Below are 16,363 nucleotides of genomic sequence, written 5' to 3' on the forward strand. Positions count from 1 at the left end.
TCATGGTGACGAATACGACCGCGGCCCCGGGCGGCACGCCCGTCCTCAGCCTGCGCGGGGTATCGAAGAGCTTCGGAGCGGTGCGCGCACTCGTCGGTGTGGACCTCGACGTCCGCCCGCACGAGGTGCTCGCCGTCGTCGGCGACAACGGTGCGGGCAAGTCGACTCTCGTCGAGGTGATGGCTGGGGTGACACGGCCGGATGCGGGCGAGGTCCTGGTCGACGGCGAGGCGGTCGTCTTCGCGTCGCCCGCTGCGGCCCGTTCCTGGGGTATCGCGACGGTGTTCCAGCAGCTGGCGCTGTGCGAGAACCTCGACGTCGTCGAGAACCTGTTCCTCGGCAACGAGCTGCGGCGCGGTGCCCTGCTCGACGAGGTGACGATGGAACGTCGGGCGTGGGAGCTCCTGGGCCAGCTCGCCGCACGGGTGCCGTCCGTCCGCGCGTCCGTCGCCGCGCTCTCGGGAGGCCAGCGGCAGGCCGTGGCCGTCGCCCGCGCGCTCCTCGGCGAGCCGCGTGTGGTCATCCTCGACGAGCCGACCGCAGCCCTCGGTATGACGCAGACGGCCGAGGTCCTCAATCTCATCGAACGCCTCCGAGAACGGGGTCATGCCGTGGTCCTCATCAGTCACAACATGGCCGACGTGCACGCGGTGGCCGACCGCATCGCCGTCCTGCGCCTGGGCCGCGTCAACGGACTCTTCCCGGCGCGCGAGACCACCTACGAGGACCTGCTCGCTGCCGTGACCGGTGCCGCACCGGGGCTGGCCCGATGACCGCCCCCGCGCGCTCGGTGACGGCAGGCCCCACCCCGACAGGCGGGGGTCGGAGCGCGCAGGTGCTGGCGCGGCTGCGCGGCGAGGACCTCGGTGCGCTCCCGGTCGTCGGCGTGCTCGTCCTCATCGCTGTCGTCTTCCAGGTGCTCGACACCACGTTCCTGGCGAGCGAGAACCTCGTCAACCTCACCCTCCAGTCGAGCTCGAGCGGCGTTCTCGCGCTCGCCGTCGTCCTCATCCTGCTCGTGGGGCAGATCGACCTCTCGGTCGGAGCCGTCAGCGGACTCGGGTCCGCCGTCGTCGCGGTGGCCTTCATGCGGCTCGACGCCCCGCTCGCGGTGACGATCGTCGCCGCGGTCGCGCTCGGCGCGGCCTTCGGTCTCGTCTACGGCCTGCTGAGCACACGGTTGGGTCTGCCGAGCTTCGTCCTCACGCTCGCGGGGCTGCTCGTCGCGTTCGGGTTGCAGCTGCGGGTCCTGGGCAGCACGGGGTCCGTGAGCATGCCCCTGGACTCGTGGCTCGTGCGGTTCGCCCAGCAGATGTTCCTGCCGCAACCTCTCGCGTACGCGCTCGTCGGGTGTGTCGTCGCCGGGTACGCCGCGAGCCGTCTCATCGAGCGCTCCCGTCGGGCGCACGCCGACCTGCCGGTCGCGTCCTGGCGGTCCCTGTGGCTGCGGGTGGGGGTCCTGGCGGTCGTCCTCGTCTGCGGTGTGGCGCACCTCGGGACCGACCGTGGTCTGTCCGCCATGTTCACCGTCTTCGTCGGGCTCGTCGCCACGGCGGACCTCCTGCTGCGCCGGACACGATGGGGGCGTGTCGTGCGCGCGGTGGGCGGTGACGTCGAGTCGGCACGCCGGGCGGGGCTGCCTGTCCGGCGGGTCACGGTGTCCGTGTTCGTCGCCTGCTCCTCCCTGGCCGCGGTGGGCGGGGTGCTGGCCGTGGGCCGGCTCGCCGCCGCGAACCAGGGCAGTGGCGGGACCGAGGCGTCCCTCACGGCGATCGCGGCAGCCTTGATCGGGGGCGTGAGCCTGTTCGGGGGGCGCGGGAGCGCGTGGGCTGCGCTCCTGGGGATCCTCGTCATCCAGGCGATCTCGAGCGGGCTCACGCTCATGAACCTCGGCGTCGACGTCTACTACATGGTGACCGGCGTCGTGCTCGTCCTGGCGATCATGATCGACACCGCTGCCCGGCGCGCCCGTTCGAGAGCGACCCCGGGGCGCTGGTGACGGTCGACCCCGGGGCGCTGGTGACGGTCCGGGACGCGCGCGGGGCCGTCAGCGGAAGATGACGGTCCGGTGGCCGTTGAGCAGGACCCGGTGCTCAGCGTGCCACCGGACGGCGCGTGCCAGCACCCGCCGCTCGACGTCCTGGCCGAGCGCGACGAGCTCGGCGGTCGTCCGGGAGTGGTCCACCCGCTCGACGTCCTGCTCGATGATCGGACCCTCGTCGAGGTCCCCGGTGACGAAGTGCGACGTGGCGCCGATGAGCTTGACGCCCCGGTCGTGCGCCTGGTGGTAGGGCTTGGCGCCCTTGAAGCTCGGCAGGAACGAGTGGTGGATGTTGATGACCTGGCCCTGCAGCTCGCGGCAGAGGTCGTCCGAGAGCACCTGCATGTACCGGGCGAGCACGACGAGCTCGACGTCGAGCTCCCGCACGAGCGCGAGCAGCTGCGCCTCCGCCTCGGCCTTCGTGTCCTTCGTGACCGGGATGTGGTGGAACTCCTTGCCATAGAACTCGGTGAGCGACTCGAGGTCCCTGTGGTTTCCGGCGACGGCCACGATGTCGAGGGGCAGGTCCTCCGACCGCTGGCGGAACAGCAGGTCGTTGAGGCAGTGCGCGGCGCGGCTGACCATGACGAGCGTCCGGACCGGGCGCCCCACGACATCGAGGTTCCAGCTCATCGAGAACTCTGCCGCGAGCTCCTCGACGGCGTCCGCCAGCTCCTGCCGGGACGCGGCCGACTGCACCTGCACGCGCATGAAGAAGAGGTTCGTGTCCGGGTCGCCGAACTGCTGGGACTCCGTGATGTTCCCGCCGTGCGCGGCCAGCAGGCCGGCGACGGCGTGCACGATCCCGGGCCGGTCGGGGCAGGAGAGGGAGAGGACCCAGTGCGTCCGAGCGCCGGTCTGCTCGGCCGTGGGCAGGTTCGCGGGGGAGGAGGTGGCGGGAGATGTCACCCGGCCAAGGGTAGTGCCCGAGGGGTGGTGCGGCGGCGGGGTGTGCGCACGGAGTCTGAGACGATACGTGCATGAGCGATCTGGACATCACCATCGGACTGGTCACCGACGACGCCGCCGGAGAGCTGCTCACGCTGCGCCGTGCCGCGTTCGTCACCGAGGCCCAGCTGTACGGGGACCCGAACATCCCGCCGCTGACCCAGACGCTCGGTGAGCTGCGCGCCGACCTCGCCGCGGAGGGTGTCGTGACGCTCGGTGCCTGGGCCGGCAGCCGCCTCGTCGGCTCTGTGCGGGTGGAGATCGAGGAGGGCAAGGCGACGCTCGGGCGTCTGGCCGTCGCCCCCGACCTCCAGGGCAAGGGGATCGGCACGCAGATGATGTTCGCTGTCCTCCCGCACCTGCCGGAGGAGACCACGGAGATCTGGGTCTTCACCGGCAAGGACTCGAAGCAGAACCTCGCGCTCTACGAGAAGCAGGGCTACGAGCACCAGCACGACCGGGTGGCGGGCGACCTCACCTATGCGTACCTGCGCCGCATCCTCGGCGAGTCCGGGGCCGAGGATGCCGCGGAGTCGGAGTCGGAGTCTTCCGGGTCGCCCGTGTAGGATCGCGGTGTCGCGACTGGCGCAGTCCCGCACCCCGTCCGTCCCGCACGGTGTCTGAGGACCCTGTGCGCACGGTCGGCAGCGGGCATGGTGGATGACCACCGGGGAGTGACGTGTTCTCGAAGACTTCGGGTCGTTCGCCTGGGCCCCGGTCACCACACACGTGTGTGCGGTGCCGCGACGGCCGGGCCCCTCACGCACAGCAGGTACACGAGGCGAGCAGGTCCCCGGCCGGGGCCTGACCGCCGTCCCGCGCTGCAAGGAGACGCATGACCGCCCAGACCGGAAACAGCCAGCACACCGTCATGAACCAGGGCCTCGCCGAGGTCGACCCGGAGATCGCCGCGGTCCTCGACGGGGAGCTCGCGCGGCAGCGCGACACCCTCGAGATGATCGCCTCCGAGAACTTCGTCCCGCGCGCCGTCCTCGAGGCCCAGGGCTCCGTCCTGACGAACAAGTACGCCGAGGGGTACCCGGGCAAGCGGTACTACGGCGGCTGCGAGCAGGTCGACGTCGCCGAGGTCCTCGCCATCGCGCGCGCGAAGGAGCTCTTCGGCGCCGAGCACGCGAACGTCCAGCCGCACTCCGGTGCGACGGCGAACGCCGCCGTCCTGCACGCCCTCATCAACAAGGGTGACAAGATCCTCGGCCTCGAGCTCGCGCACGGCGGGCACCTCACGCACGGCATGAAGATCAACTTCTCGGGCAGGCTCTACGAGGTCGCCGCGTACGGCGTCGACCCGCAGACGCACCTCGTGGACATGGACAAGGTCCGCGAGACGGCGCTCGCCGAGCGTCCGGACGTCATCATCGGTGGCTGGTCCGCCTACTCGCGCCAGCTCGACTTCGCGGCCTTCCGGTCGATCGCCGACGAGGTCGGGGCCAAGCTGTGGGTCGACATGGCGCACTTCGCCGGGCTCGTCGCCGCGGACCTGCACCCCAGCCCGGTGCCGTACGCCGACGTCGTGTCCTCGACCGTGCACAAGACCATCGGTGGACCCCGCTCCGGCTTCATCCTCTCCCGCGAGGCGTTCGCCAGGAAGATCGACTCCGCGGTGTTCCCGGGGCAGCAGGGCGGCCCGCTCATGCACGTCATCGCCGCGAAGGCCGTGGCGTTCAAGATCGCCGGTTCGGCCGAGTTCCGGGAGCGCCAGCAGCGCGTCCTGGACGGAGCCCGGATCATCGCGGAGCGCCTGACCGCGCCCGACGTCGCGGGTGCCGGTGTCTCGGTCCTCACGGGCGGGACGGACGTGCACCTCGTGCTCGTCGACCTGCGTCACTCCGAGCTCGACGGCCAGCAGGCCGAGGACCTCCTGCACGCGGTCGGCATCACGGTCAACCGCAACGCCGTCCCGTTCGACCCGCGCCCGCCGCGCGTGACGTCGGGTCTGCGCATCGGCACGCCGGCCCTCGCCTCTCGCGGGTTCGGGGACGCCGAGTTCGCCGAGGTGGCCGAGATCATCGCGACGGCGCTCGTGTCCGGCGCGGCCGCCGACGTCGACTCCCTGCGCGCCCGCGTCCAGAAGCTCACGGGTGACTTCCCGCTGTACCCGGGCCTCGAGCAGTACTGACGGCCTCGCGCTGTACAGACAGTCTCGAGCGTCACAGACAGCACCCTCACCCCGGTGCGGGGCCCCAGCGAGCACGCTGCGGGCCCCGCGCCGTCCGTCCCGTTCCCGGTGGAGGAGACCTCATGACCGCACAGATTCTCGACGGCAAGGCCGCAGCGAAGCAGATCAAGTCCGAGCTCGCGGTGCGTGTCGACGCCCTCCGCGAGCGGGGGATCACCCCCGGCCTCGGCACGCTCCTCGTGGGTGAGGACCCCGGCTCGACGAAGTACGTCGCCGGCAAGCACAGCGACTGCGCCGAGGTGGGCATCGCGTCGATCCGTGAGGACCTGCCCGCGGACGCGAGCCAGGCGGACATCGAAGCCGCTGTCCGGCGCCTCAACGAGGACCCGGCATGCATGGGGTTCATCGTCCAGCTGCCCCTGCCGCGCGGCGTCGACACGAATGCCGTCCTCGAGCTCGTCGACCCGGCCAAGGACGCCGACGGGCTGCACCCCACGAACCTCGGTCGCCTCGTGCTGCGCACGAACGAGACGATCACCTCGCCGCTGCCCTGCACGCCCGCGGGCATCATCGATCTCCTCGACCGCAACGGTATCGATCTTGCAGGCAAGCACGTCGTCGTCGTCGGCCGTGGCACGACGGTGGGCCGGTCGATCGGCCTGCTGCTCACCCGTCGCGCGGTCAACGCGACCGTCACCCTCACGCACACGGGCACCCGGGACCTGTCCGCCCACCTGCGCACCGCCGACGTCATCGTCGCCGCGGCGGGTGTCCCGGGGATCGTCAAGCCGCAGGACGTGCGGCCGGGCGCTGTGGTCGTCGACGTCGGCGTGAGCCGGGTGACCGACGAGGCGACGGGGAGGTCCCGCATCGTGGGCGACGTCGACCCGGCCGTCGCCGAGGTGGCGGGGTGGATCTCACCGAACCCCGGCGGGGTGGGTCCGATGACGCGGGCGATGCTCCTGGCGAACGTCGTCGCGACCGCGGAGCGCGAGGCCGCCGCCGCGTCGGACGAGAACGGCAGGTAGGGGCCGATGCTCACCGTCGCCACCGTCAATGTCAACGGGATCCGTGCCGCGTACCGCAAGGGCATGGGGGAGTGGCTCGCACGACGCGACCCCCAGGTGCTCCTCCTGCAAGAGGTCCGGGCGACCGATGAGATCCTCGAGGACCTCCTCGGGCCGGGCTGGCACAGCGTGCACCAGGCGTGCGACATCAAGGGCCGCGCGGGTGTCGCTGTCGCGAGCCGGCTGCCCTTCGAGGCCGTCCGGGTGGGGCTCGGCGCGGGCGCGACCGAGGTTCCGGTGGACACCGGCCGCTGGGTGGAGGCCGACCTGCGGCTGCCGTCCGGGGACCTGCTCACGGTCGTCTCGGCGTACATCCACTCCGGCAGCGTCGGCACCCCGAAGATGGACGAGAAGTACGCCTACCTCGACAAGGTGACCGCGCGCCTCGAGGAGCTCGCGGACGCGCGGTTCGTGCTCGTCGCGGGCGACCTCAACATCGCGCACACGAACGACGACATCCGGAACTGGAAGGGCAACCTCAAGCAGGCCGGGTTCCTTCCCGAGGAGCGGGCCTACCTCGACCGGTGGTTCGCGGCGGGCTGGGACGACCTGGGGCGCCGGCTCGGCGGCCCGGGCCCCGGACCGTACACGTGGTGGTCCAACCGGGGGCGGGCGTTCGACAACGACTCCGGCTGGCGGATCGACTACCAGCTCGCCACGCCCGCCCTCGGCGAGCTCGCGTCGACGGCCCAGGTGGACCGTGCCGCGGCGCACGACGAGCGCTGGAGCGATCACGCCCCGCTCGTCGTCGAGTACGCCTTCTGACGCTGGCGGCGGAGCTCAGGCTCCGCCGCGCAGCGCGGCGATCGGCTCGACGGCCGCCGCCTTCATGGCGGGGTAGAGGCCCGCGAGGAGCCCGATGACCCCACCGAGCAGCGCGGCGCCGCCCGCCATCCGGATGTCGAGGATCGGTGTCCACTCCCGCACGACGGACACGCCGACGACGATGAACACCCCGAGGGCGGCCCCGATGAGCCCGCCGAGCAACCCGATGACGACCGATTCGACGACGAACTGACCGGCGATGTTGCGCTTCGTGGCCCCCAGGGCCCGGCGCAGCCCGATCTCCCCACGGCGCTCCATGACCGACAGGAGGGTGACGTTCGCGATGCCGACGCCCCCGACGAGCAGGGCGACGCCGCCGAGCGCGAGGAAGATCGCGTCGACGCTCGCCTGGACGTTCTCGCGCAGGTCGGAGCCGCTGCGGGGTGCGGCCACGGAGAACGTCTCCGGGGCGTTGGGGTCGAGCGCGACGGGTGCCTGCTCCTTGACGAGCGGCCCCGCCCCCGTGGCGATGCGCACGTGCAGCTCTTCCGCGGCGGGGAGCTGGTAGTCCGCACGCGCCGTACCGATCGGCAGGACGACCGCGTCGAGCACGTCGCTGCGGCGGTCCATCCCGTTGACGATCCCGATGACGGTGTAGTTGGTCTCCCCGATGAAGATGGACGGTTGGCTCTCGAGGCGGTTGACGCCGAGCTTCGTCGCAGCGCGCTCACCGAGTACCACGACCCGGTCCGCACGCTCGGAGTGGCCGTCGTCGAAGTAGCGCCCGGCGACGACGTCGCCGCGCACCGCCTCGAGGAAACCGCCGCTCGATGCGAGGACGGGTGGGCTCGAGAGGGCAGCGACGGACGGGTCGTTCACCGGGACGGCCGTCACGGTCTGGCCCTTCACGTCGACCGCGCCGACGAGGCCGGCGCGCTCGACACCGTTGAGGCGTAGGACTCGCTCCGGTGCGTCCCACGGAAGCATCGTCAGGGCGCGCTCCTGCCCACCGAGCGCGCCGCCGGAGGTCTCGGGCTCGATGACCACCTGGGTGGCGGCGACGGCGTCGAACTCGGCGCTGATCTGACCGGCCGCGGTCTGGGCGAGGCCCACGGTGACGACGACGGACCCGATGCCGAGGACGGTCCCGAGGATGGTGAGCAGGAGCCGGCCGGGGCGGGCGCCGATGCCGTGCGCTGCTTCCGCGAAGAGGTCACGCACCGAGAAGCGGTCGCGGCGGGAGCTGAGGTGCAGACGAGAGGTCCGCTGCCCGCGTCGCCACCGCTCGGGCCAGCGTGGGCGACGTCCCACGAGGGCCCGGAACCGGGCCGCGCGAGCCGGACCCGCGGGACCGGTCTCCGCCGCGGGCGTCGTTCCCACCGTGTCGGTGGTCTCGGTGGTGTCCGGGAGGGCGGGCGCCGCTGACGTCTCGGCGTTGCGTGCGGCCAGTGCGGCCAGTGGCGACCTCATGCGACCTCCGCCAGTCGTCCGTCGGTGATGCGGACGCGTCGGGTCGCCCGGGCCGAGACCGCGGGATCGTGGGTGATGACGACGAGCGTGAGACCGTCCGCGTGGAGCTCGTCGAACAGGTCCATGATCCCCGCCGAGTTCGTCGTGTCGAGGTTGCCGGTGGGCTCGTCGGCGAGCAGCAGCTTCGGGTTGGCGACGACCGCGCGCGCGATCGCCACACGTTGCCGCTCACCACCGGAGAGGGTGACGGGCGTGAAGTTCATGCGGTGGTCCATGTGCACCCGCGCGAGCGCGGTCCGTGCCCGTTCCACGCGCTCGCCGCGCGGCACGCCGCTGTACAGGCAGGCGAGCAGGACGTTGTCGAGGACGGTGCGCTGCGGGAGCAGGTGGAAGGACTGGAACACGAAGCCGATGCGTCCGCCGCGCAGGGCGGCACGGTCGTGCTCGGACGCCTTCCCCGTCGCCATGCCGTCGATGAGGTACTCGCCCGAGGTGGGACGGTCGAGCAGCCCGAGGATGTGGAGCAGCGTCGACTTGCCTGAGCCCGACGGTCCGATGATCGACACGTAGTCTCCCGGAGTCACCGTGAGGTCGACCTCACGGAGGGCGTCCACGCCGGGGAAGGAGCGGCCGAGTGCCCGGAGCTCCACGACCGCGGGCGTGGGGTCGGGTGGCGTGAGCGGGATCTCCTCGGTGAGGGTCATCCGCCGACCACCACGAGGTCGTCGGCGGCCAGGGGGACCTCGGAGGAGACGATCTCGACGTACCCGTCCGCGGCGAGACCTGTCTCGACGGTGACGAGCTCGCTGGCGTCCCCCTCGGTCCGGCGCTCGACGCGGGACTCACCGCTCGGGCCGGCTGTGAGCGCCGCGGACGGTACGGCGAGCACCTCGCCGTTGGTGGAGCTCACGGGGACGACGATGCGGACGTTGGTGCCCTGCAGCAGCGCGATCTGCTCAGGGGTGAGGGCGTCCGGGGTGAAGGTCACCGTGAAGAGCCCGTCCTGCGTGCCGCTGCTTGCTGCTGCGTCATCGCCCTCACCCCCGGCTGCGCCGGTCGGGCTCGGACCGCCCTTGGTCAGCTCGAGGATCGTCGCGTTGGCCGGTGTCCCGTCCGGGAGCTCGAAGCTCCCGACGAGCCCCGCGCTGAGCAGGGGCGCCTCGGTGGCACTCACCGTCCCCTGGACCACGAGTGTCGCGCCGGAGACGCTGAGCACGGGCGTGGACGCCTCGACGGCGTCACCGCGCGCGACCTGCACGGCGTTGACGCGCCGCGGGAGGTCGGAGAAGAACGTGACCTCGCTCGCCGGGAGGTGCGTGAGGGTGTCCTCGAGCGCCTCGTCGAGGTCGGTCTGGGCCGTGGTGACGGCCTGGCTCGCGGCGTCGCGCGTCGCTGTCTCCTCGCTCGTGTCGACGGGAGCCAGGAGGGCGTCCCGCTGGGCGACGGCGACGGCGAGGGTCTCGTCGAGCGTGGCGACGTCGGCTCCCTCCTCGGGGTTCTGCCGCGCCCGCCACGCGGCGTTGACCGCGTTGTCGGCCTCGATCCGCGCGACCTGCGTCGCCCCCGCGCGGGCCTTGAGGAGGGCCGCCTCGGCCGAGACGAGGCTCGACTTCGCGATGGTGAGCGCGTCGCGGGCGGCATCGACGGCGGCTGTCGCCTCGTCGCTGCTCTGCGGTGACTCATACCCGACGGCGACGTAGAGCTTGTCCACCGCCGCCGCGGTCGCGGCGTCGTAGAGGTCCGACTCGGCGTCGCCGGGATCGATTCCGAGGGCCACGAGCGCCTGCTTGAGCTGGATGACGTCCGGGCCGGACACGCCGGCACGGAGGGTGCGGTAGGCGGGCAGGGCCCCCGGCAGGGCGATGACGGGCCGGCCGGCGATCTCGAGCATGACGGCGGCGTTCTCGATGACGGCACCGACCTCGGGGATCGCCCCGGTGACGACGGCCGCCCCGCTGAACTCCGACGTGTCGATGCGGACGTCCACGGCCTCGTCGTACAGCACGTCGGCGCGCAGGACGACGTCGTTCTGGATGAGTCGGCTCTCGACGGGCACCGTGATGGGCCCGCCGGTCGGGGGCTCGGCCTGGGCGGCCGCGTCGTTGGGGGACACGATGAGCCGGCTGAGGAGCATCCCCGCGACGAGGGACAGGACCGCGACCACCGCGATCAACCAGATGATGCGGTGTCCGTGCAGGCCTCGCGCAGGTGCTGCGTCGCCCATGGGGTGCTCCTTCGTGTCTCGTGCAGTGGTCATGGTCGTGCGTGGTGCGGCATCGGCGACCTCACCCCTCGGCGTGGGCGGCGAGCAGCGCGTCGAGCTCGATCTTGTGGTCGGCGATGAACTGCTCCTCGGCGGCGAACTGCACCGTGAGGACCGTCGTGTCGTAGTCGACCTCCTGCTTGCAGGTGAAGTCGGCGAGCGCGGTGGCGAGCTCGAGCTCGCGGAGCTCCGCGACGGCGTCCGAGCGGGGAGCGCCGTCGGGGCCGAGGGCCTCGGCGTCGCTCCACAACGCGGTGTCGGCGTCGGAGATGGACTGCCTCGCGTCCTCCTGCTTCGAGAACCCGGAGTAGCCGGCATCGGCCATGCAGTCGGCCCATGCCGCATCGGCCTCGGCGACCTTCGGGTCCTTGAGGATGTCCTCGTAGAGGGCGGTGACCTGGTCGTTCATGGCCTGGAACTCGGGGTCGTCCCACAGCTGTGTGCTGCCGGCCTCCTGCTGCGCCGCGCCGTAGCAGCCCTGCTCCTCGAGAGGCTGCGTCCACTCCATCTGCTCCTCCTCGGAGAGGCCCTCGGGCATGGTGTAGGTCCCCCAGAGCGCCTCCTCGTACGCCACGCGGCTCGCTTCGGAGAGTGATTCCGTGTACTCGGCGTTGGGGTCGGTGGGTGGCTCGGGGGTCTCGCTGTCCTCCTCGACGCTGCCGTAGCCGTAGCCGTTCTTGATGACCCACTCCTCGGAGTTCATGTCGCTGGAGACGTCGGACAGGTCCGAGTACATCGCCTTGACGTCCTGGACGACGTACTCGAACCCCTCGTCCGACATGCACTGCGCGATGAACTCCTCGACGACGATCTGCTCGGCGATGAAGGACTCGGAGTCGAACCCGATGATGTCGCCGAGGTAGACGAGCAGCGGCGACTCCTCCGCCGTGAGCTCGGCGCCGGAGGAGGGGGTGGTGGACCCGGCGTCGTCGGAGCAGGCGCTCGTCAGCAGGACGAGGGCCAACCCGGTGACGCCGGTGGCACGGCGGAGGACAGATTGCTTCATGTGTGGACGAACCCCCTGCGGGCGGACGCTTCAGGATGGAAGCGAAGAATATGGATGTATCGCGAAGGGCGACGCGAGAAGACTATGCGCGAGCGGGGTGGGGGGACTATCCACCCAAGGGATGACTCGTGCGTCCGGCGTCTCCGCCCGGGCGATGGCAGGGTCATCGCCCGTACGCCTCCTTGAGCGCGTCGAGCTCGCTCTGGTGGTCGACGATGAACTGCTCCTCCGCCGCGAAGACGCTCCGCAGGAGCGCGTCCCGGTAGCCGGACCCCGCCTGGCACGTGTCGTCCGCGAGGGCCGTCTCGATCTCGCGCTCCCTGAGCTCGGCGAGAGCGGCAGGATCGAGGTCCTCGGACGTCGGGGCGTCCCCCTCCACGGTCGCCCACAGGTCGTCCAGCGCGGCCGTGATGGTGTCCCGGGCGTCCGCCGGCGACGCGAGGCCCGGGTATCCCGCGTCGGCCATGCAGTCCGCCCAGGCGTCGTTCGCCGTCACGACGGCAGGGTCCTCGAGGGCGGCCTCCTCGAGCTCGAACGTCTTGGCCATGAGTTCCTGGTACTGGGTATCGGCGTAGATCGCCGGCCCGGAGACCTCGTCACGTGCGGTCGAGGTGCACCCGGGGTGCTGCGGCTCCCAGTCCGCGACCTCCTCGGGCGCGAGGTCCTCCGGGGGGAAGAGGTCGCCGTACAGCGCGAGGTCGTACTCCGCCCTGGACGCCGCGGACAGCGTCTCGACGTACGCGACGTTCGGGTCGACGACCTCTGTCGTGACGTCGTCGGTCGTGCCCACGGACGTCGCGACGTCGTACCCGTGCTGGGAGATCCACTCGCGGGTGCCGACCTCGGCGAGGTCCAGCGACGCGAGGGGCCCGAGCTGCTGCTCGACGTCCGCCACGGTGTACTCGAAGCCCTCGTCAGCCATGCACTGGGCGACGCGCTCCTCGATCTCGCGCTGCTCGGCGACGATCGACGCCGTGTCGATCGTCCAGAGGTCGCCCATGTACTCCGCCAGCGGGCTGTCGGCGAGCGTCACGCCGCTCGACCCGTCCGCGGCACCCGTCTTCGCGGTGGTGTCCTCCGCCGAGCAGGCGGCGGTGAGCAGGACCGCGACGAGCCCCGTGGCGACGACCGCGCGGCGGGCGGAAGGGTGGCCGGAACAGGTGCTCCGCGCAGCTCTGGTGGTGGGGTGGGGGCCGGTGGGCACAGTCATGGGAGCAGCTCCTTGGGGTGGCGACACGTCGGGTCGAGGACCGCTGGCCCTCGCTGCCGTCGACGCTACGGGTCGCCCCCGGCGGGAGGCATCGGCCGTCGGACGCCATGATCGGCCGCCTCCTGCGACCTTCGTCGGTGCGGCACACCGCTCGCGGGAGGGGTGCCGCACCGTCCGGGGTCGCCGGTCCGTCACTCTCGGTCGGCCTCTTCGGTTGCTGCGATGAGCGCGTCCAGCTCGCTCTTGTGGTCGACGACGAACTGCTCCTCCGCGGCGATGCGGACGGCATCGACGGTGGCGTCGTACCCGACCTCCTCGCGGCAGGTGAGGTCGGCGAGGGCCGTCGCGATCTCAAGGGCGTTGAGCTCGGCCTGGACGGTCGGTTCGGGTCGCGCCGCGGGGTCGGTGCTCACGTCCACCGCAGCCCACACCTCGTCCTGGGCGGCCTTGATGCTCTCCGCCGCGTCAGGCTGCTTGGCCAGCCCGGGATAACCCGCGTCGGCCATGCAGTCGGCCCACGCCGCGTCCGCGTCGGCGGTCTCCGGACTGTTCGCGAGCCCATCGTAGAGCGCGTCGCGCGCGTCCTTGAGAGCCGCGAACTCCGGGCTCTGCCACGGGCCCTCGTCGTAGACCGCGGCGTCGGCCTGCCCCTTGCACCCCTGGTCCTCCGGAGGGGCGGCCGCCATCTCGGTCTCGCTGAGGCCGTTCGTGCCAGCGCCAGCCCATACGCCGCTCAGGGCCTGCTGGTACGCGGCGGCCGACGCGTCCGAGAGGGTCTCGACGTACGCCATGTTCGGCTCGGGTCCCAGGTCCTCCACGGCCTTCTCGGCCTCCTCGACCTCACCGGGCTTCTCCGTGATCCCGTACCCGTTCGCGGTGACGTACTCGCGCGTGCCCCCGCCGTCGTCGGAGCCATGGAGGTCGTCCGAGTACCACGACGCGACGTCGACCACGGTGTACTGGAAGCCCTCGTCGGCCATGCACTGGGCGATGAACTCCTGGACAGCGAGCGCCGAGGCCACCGCGTCGCTCTCGTCGGGGGCCGCCAGGACCCCCAGGTACTCCTCGATCGGAGAGGCCACCGGGGTCGGGTCCGCCTCGCCGCCCTCGGCGGGCGAGCTCGCCTCCGGTGTCGTCCCACCCCCGTCGGAGCAGGCGCTGACGAGAAGGAGTCCCGCTGTTCCGAGGAGGACGGCGCGGTGGAGGGCCGGATGTGTCATGGGTGCGCTCCCGGCAGCGTGACGCTGCGTGGTGGGGCGTCCGTGTCGGACGCGCTGGGGCGGATAGGTGTGCCTCCTTAGAACGCCGCCCGACGCCGATCTGTGCAGCCCGTGACCTCGGGGACCTGTGAAGATCGTGTGTTCGGCGCGTCCAGCAGCTCCTCCTGGGTCGCGTATCCGCCGTGTCCGCCGGACTGTCGGCCGACATCAGGCTCCGTGGCTAGCTGCCGTACTCGGCGACGATCTCGTCGAGCTCGCTCTTGTGGTCGGCGATGAACTGCTCCTCAGCGGCATAGAGGGTCGTGAGAAAGACGTCGTCGTAGTCGACCTCCTCGCGGCACGTGAAGTCGGCGAGCGCCATGGAGATCTCCCGTTCACGCATCTCGGTCAACGCCTGGGGTTCGGGGGTGACGGCGGTCTCGGGTGGAACGTTGTCGACCCATCCGTACAGGACGTCGTACTCCGCGAAGACCGTGTCCATCAGCTCGCTCTGGGACGCGTACCCGGAGAACCCCGCGTCGGCCAGGCAGTCCGACCACTCCTTGGTCACGGCGACGACGGTGGGATCCTCGAGGGCGGTCGTCCTGATGGCGCCGATCTTCTCGAAGAGCTCGCTGTGCTCCGGGTCGGAGAACACGTTCGAGGCGGGGGCTGCCTGCAGACCCGTCCCGTAGCAGCCCTGCTCCTCCGGTGACGGCACGTAGCTCTGCAGCTCTTCCTCAGTCATGCCCTCGCCGTACGAGCCATAGAGCGCCGCGTAGTACTCGGCGGCGGAGGCCTCGGACAGGGAGGCGACATACTCTGCATTGGCGTCTGCGGGCACCTCGGCGCCGAGGTCCTCGTAGACCGATGACGCGCCGAACCCGTTCGCCGCGATCCACGCCTCGGTGTTCATCTCGTCAGGATCGACGGACGAGAACGTGTCGTCGGACCCGGCATCGGGCACCGTGTACTCGAATCCTTGGTCCGCCATGCACTGAGCGACGGCCTCTTCGAGCTCCACCTGCGCTGCGGCCTCTGTCTCAGGGTCGTAGTCCCAGGCGCTGCCCAGGTACTCCGAGAGAGGGCTCTCCCCGTAGCGCAGGTCGTCGTCTGTCGGCGTGGACTCCTCGTTCGAGCATGCTCCGAGGAGCAGGACGATCGCCGCGACGGCAACCAGCGGGCGGCGGGAGACGGCAGTGGGCTTCATGGTGAGAAGGTCCTCTCGGGTCGGGCGACAGTGGCGGCCGTGACGACAACGACTAGCTAGCTGCCGTACTCGGCGACGATCTCGTCGAGCTCGCTCTTGTTGTCGGCGATGAACTGCTCCTGGGCGGCGTGCAGGGTCGTGAGGAAGACGTCGTCGTAGCCGACCTCCTCGCGGCAGGTGAGGTCGGCGAGCGCCAGGGTGACCTCCCGCTCACGCATCTCGGTCACCTCCTGGGGTGCCGGGGTGACGGTGGCCTCGCCGGCCGTCCATCCGTACAGGTCCTCATACTCCGCGAACAGCTCGGACAGCATCTCGTCCAGGGACGTGTACCCGGCGTGCCCCGCGTCGGCCATGCATCCGGACCACTCCTCGACCGCGGCGAGGACGGCGGGAACCTTGAGCGAGGCCTGGTGCAGGGCGCCCATCTGCTCGGAGATCCTGCTGTACTTCGGGTCGTCGAGGAAGCTCGTGGCGGGAGCGGCCTGCGCGCTGAGCGTGAAGCAGCCCCGCTCCTCCGGCGACGGCACGTAGCTCTGCAGCTCCTCCTCCGTCATGCCTTCTCCGTACTCCCCGTAGAGTGCCGCGTCGTACTCAGCGCGCGAGGCCTCGGACAGGGACGCGACATACTCCGCGTTGGCGTCGGGCACAGGGGCGGCCTCCTCGTACATCGACCAGACGTGGAACCCGTTCGCCGCGACCCACGACTCGGAGTTCATCTCGTCCGGGTCGTAGTCGGCCTGGGACTCGTCCGTCGACCCGGCGTCGCGCACCGTGTACTCAAAACCCTGGTCTGCCATGCACTGGGCCACCGCTTCATCGGCCGCGACCTGCGCCGCATCGTCGTCGTAGCCCCAGGCGCTCCCCAGGTACTCCGCGAGCGGGCTCTCTCCGTACCGAAGGCCGGGCCCCTTCGTCGACGGCGCCCCGTCCGAGCATGCGGCGAGGAGCAGGGCCACCGCCGCGAAGGCGATCAGCGGGTGACCGGAGGTGGCAGTGCGCTTCATGATGCGGAGAACCTCTCGAGACGGGCAACGGTGTCGAAGGTGA

General features: G+C 71.1%; 15 protein-coding genes. 6 read left to right on the plus strand and 9 right to left on the minus strand.

The features are described from left to right. Positions 1–2 precede the first annotated feature (2 nt). Positions 3–773: an ATP-binding cassette domain-containing protein gene (locus AC2AXK_RS08740; RefSeq protein ID WP_484344986.1), complete on the plus strand. Its 771-nt coding sequence runs from the start codon at positions 3–5 to the stop codon at positions 771–773. Continuing rightward, positions 770–1,999: a sugar ABC transporter permease gene (locus AC2AXK_RS08745; protein ID WP_484344987.1), complete on the plus strand. Its 1,230-nt coding sequence runs from the start codon at positions 770–772 to the stop codon at positions 1,997–1,999. The genes AC2AXK_RS08740 and AC2AXK_RS08745 overlap by 4 nt, the downstream gene beginning before the upstream one ends. 48 nt (positions 2,000–2,047) lie before the next feature. Here AC2AXK_RS08745 and purU read toward each other — a convergent pair whose 3' ends face one another. After that, on the minus strand, positions 2,048–2,917 hold the full coding sequence (purU, locus tag AC2AXK_RS08750) for a formyltetrahydrofolate deformylase (RefSeq protein WP_484345398.1): 870 nt from the start codon (positions 2,915–2,917) through the stop codon (positions 2,048–2,050). Between the two features lie 104 nt (positions 2,918–3,021). Here purU and AC2AXK_RS08755 point away from each other — a divergent pair, with 104 nt between their 5' ends. The 4 genes from AC2AXK_RS08755 (at position 3,022) to AC2AXK_RS08770 (ending at position 6,958) form a co-directional block, all read left to right on the plus strand. Further along, positions 3,022–3,555 carry a GNAT family N-acetyltransferase gene (locus AC2AXK_RS08755; RefSeq protein WP_484344988.1) on the plus strand — a complete coding sequence of 178 codons (534 nt, stop codon included), beginning with the start codon at positions 3,022–3,024 and terminating at the stop codon, positions 3,553–3,555. A 269-nt stretch (positions 3,556–3,824) separates the two neighbouring features. Beyond that, on the plus strand, positions 3,825–5,126 hold the full coding sequence (glyA, locus tag AC2AXK_RS08760) for a serine hydroxymethyltransferase (RefSeq protein ID WP_484344989.1): 1,302 nt from the start codon (positions 3,825–3,827) through the stop codon (positions 5,124–5,126). Positions 5,127–5,248: 122 nt separating this feature from the next. Continuing rightward, complete coding sequence (locus tag AC2AXK_RS08765; RefSeq protein ID WP_484344990.1) at positions 5,249–6,154, plus strand: bifunctional methylenetetrahydrofolate dehydrogenase/methenyltetrahydrofolate cyclohydrolase; 906 nt, start codon at positions 5,249–5,251, stop codon at positions 6,152–6,154. A gap of 6 nt (positions 6,155–6,160) precedes the next feature. Continuing rightward, on the plus strand, positions 6,161–6,958 hold the full coding sequence (locus AC2AXK_RS08770) for an exodeoxyribonuclease III (RefSeq protein WP_484344991.1): 798 nt from the start codon (positions 6,161–6,163) through the stop codon (positions 6,956–6,958). Between the two features lie 15 nt (positions 6,959–6,973). Here the strand turns inward: AC2AXK_RS08770 and AC2AXK_RS08775 are convergent, their stop codons facing one another. The 8 genes from AC2AXK_RS08775 to AC2AXK_RS08810 form a co-directional block, all read right to left on the minus strand. Further along, a complete protein-coding gene (locus AC2AXK_RS08775) occupies positions 6,974–8,428 on the minus strand; it encodes an ABC transporter permease (RefSeq protein WP_484344992.1) in 1,455 nt (484 codons plus the stop codon). Beyond that, positions 8,425–9,132, minus strand: a complete 708-nt coding sequence (locus AC2AXK_RS08780; protein ID WP_484344993.1) for an ABC transporter ATP-binding protein — start codon at positions 9,130–9,132, stop codon at positions 8,425–8,427. The genes AC2AXK_RS08775 and AC2AXK_RS08780 overlap by 4 nt, the downstream gene beginning before the upstream one ends. Continuing rightward, a complete protein-coding gene (locus AC2AXK_RS08785) occupies positions 9,129–10,652 on the minus strand; it encodes an efflux RND transporter periplasmic adaptor subunit (RefSeq protein WP_484344994.1) in 1,524 nt (507 codons plus the stop codon). Before AC2AXK_RS08785 ends, AC2AXK_RS08780 begins: the two co-directional genes overlap by 4 nt. A gap of 61 nt (positions 10,653–10,713) precedes the next feature. Continuing rightward, positions 10,714–11,697 (minus strand): hypothetical protein, encoded by a 984-nt coding sequence (locus AC2AXK_RS08790; RefSeq protein ID WP_484344995.1) that lies wholly within the window; start codon positions 11,695–11,697, stop codon positions 10,714–10,716. A gap of 163 nt (positions 11,698–11,860) precedes the next feature. Continuing rightward, positions 11,861–12,907 (minus strand): hypothetical protein, encoded by a 1,047-nt coding sequence (locus AC2AXK_RS08795; protein ID WP_484344996.1) that lies wholly within the window; start codon positions 12,905–12,907, stop codon positions 11,861–11,863. A 191-nt stretch (positions 12,908–13,098) separates the two neighbouring features. After that, positions 13,099–14,127: a hypothetical protein gene (locus AC2AXK_RS08800; protein ID WP_484344997.1), complete on the minus strand. Its 1,029-nt coding sequence runs from the start codon at positions 14,125–14,127 to the stop codon at positions 13,099–13,101. A gap of 220 nt (positions 14,128–14,347) precedes the next feature. Then, entirely contained in the window at positions 14,348–15,316 is a 969-nt protein-coding gene (locus AC2AXK_RS08805; protein ID WP_484344998.1) for a hypothetical protein, read from the minus strand. Between the two features lie 56 nt (positions 15,317–15,372). Continuing rightward, positions 15,373–16,320 (minus strand): hypothetical protein, encoded by a 948-nt coding sequence (locus AC2AXK_RS08810; RefSeq protein ID WP_484344999.1) that lies wholly within the window; start codon positions 16,318–16,320, stop codon positions 15,373–15,375. Positions 16,321–16,363: the final 43 nt, after the last annotated feature.

The organism is Sanguibacter sp. Z6_81 (assembly GCF_057180625.1).